This is a genomic window from Rothia sp. HMSC061C12 (assembly GCF_001815755.1).
GTDB classification, from domain to species: domain Bacteria; phylum Actinomycetota; class Actinomycetes; order Actinomycetales; family Micrococcaceae; genus Rothia; species Rothia mucilaginosa.
In genome coordinates this window covers 1-944 of sequence record NZ_KV821873.1, presented here as the reverse complement: position 1 = coordinate 944, position 944 = coordinate 1, and the positions used below count along the sequence as shown (strand labels likewise).

Here is a 944-nt window from a genome sequence, read left to right as displayed (position 1 = left end):
AGAAATGACCCACCGAGCATAAGCCCGGACCTCACAGAATTTTTCGCGCGCTCACGCAGCAGGTTTATAGGCACAGCCATATAGTCGCTTTATCCTGCGTATTTCTGTCAGCGCGCACGCACCCGGGCATAGGTCTATTCACCGTTACGCTCGGGTTTTTTCATGCCTTCACACCTTCACGTGCGCTGGCAGGAATCCGAGCACCTACTCGAAGGAACTCGGCCCATGCCACACCACATTACACTCGACCATATTTCGTACGCACACCCGAGCCAGCCCCCACTGTTTGTGGACCTTTCGGCAGTATTTTCTGCGCCACTCACCGGGCTTATCGGCGATAACGGCACCGGAAAAACTACCCTCTTCAGACTTATTCTTGGCGACATAAACCCTAGTCAAGGCACAATTAGCACCCCACCGCACATAGCGTACTTACCGCAAGATTTAGGGTTGAGTGGGCATCAGCATCTTGCCGATATTTTTGGAATTACAAAAATACTGCAGGCGCTTGATGCGCTGGAATCGGGTGAATATTCCCCCAGCCTTTACGACACCATAGGCGACGCCTGGGATATTGAAGAACGCACCCTCGTAGCCCTTGCCGAACATGGTTTTGGTCCTGCCCTCACTACGACCGATACACAGGCCCGTCGCAACCTTCTGATGCGTCCCCTTAGCACCTTTTCAGGTGGTCAGACGGTCACAGCCGCACTCACCGCGCTTCTATATTCAAACCCCGAGTTCATTCTGCTGGATGAGCCCACAAATAATCTGGATTCTTCGGCGAAGAATCGGCTTTATACGGCTCTTGCAACCCTCACCTGCCCGGCACTCATCATTAGCCACGACCGCGATCTGCTGGAGCGCGTGAACGTGATTGCCGAGCTTCACGCCGACCGCCAGGGGCTGGCGCATCTGCGCCTCTTCGAGGGTAACTACAGCAC

Annotated in this window: 1 protein-coding gene; it reads left to right on the top strand. The window is 54.4% G+C overall.

What is annotated here, in order from left to right; all coding sequences use genetic code 11:
- Positions 1-225: 225 nt before the first annotated feature.
- Positions 226-944, top strand: a 719-nt coding sequence (locus HMPREF3055_RS07000) for an ATP-binding cassette domain-containing protein (RefSeq protein WP_141758481.1), incomplete at its 3' end; no start/stop codon positions are given.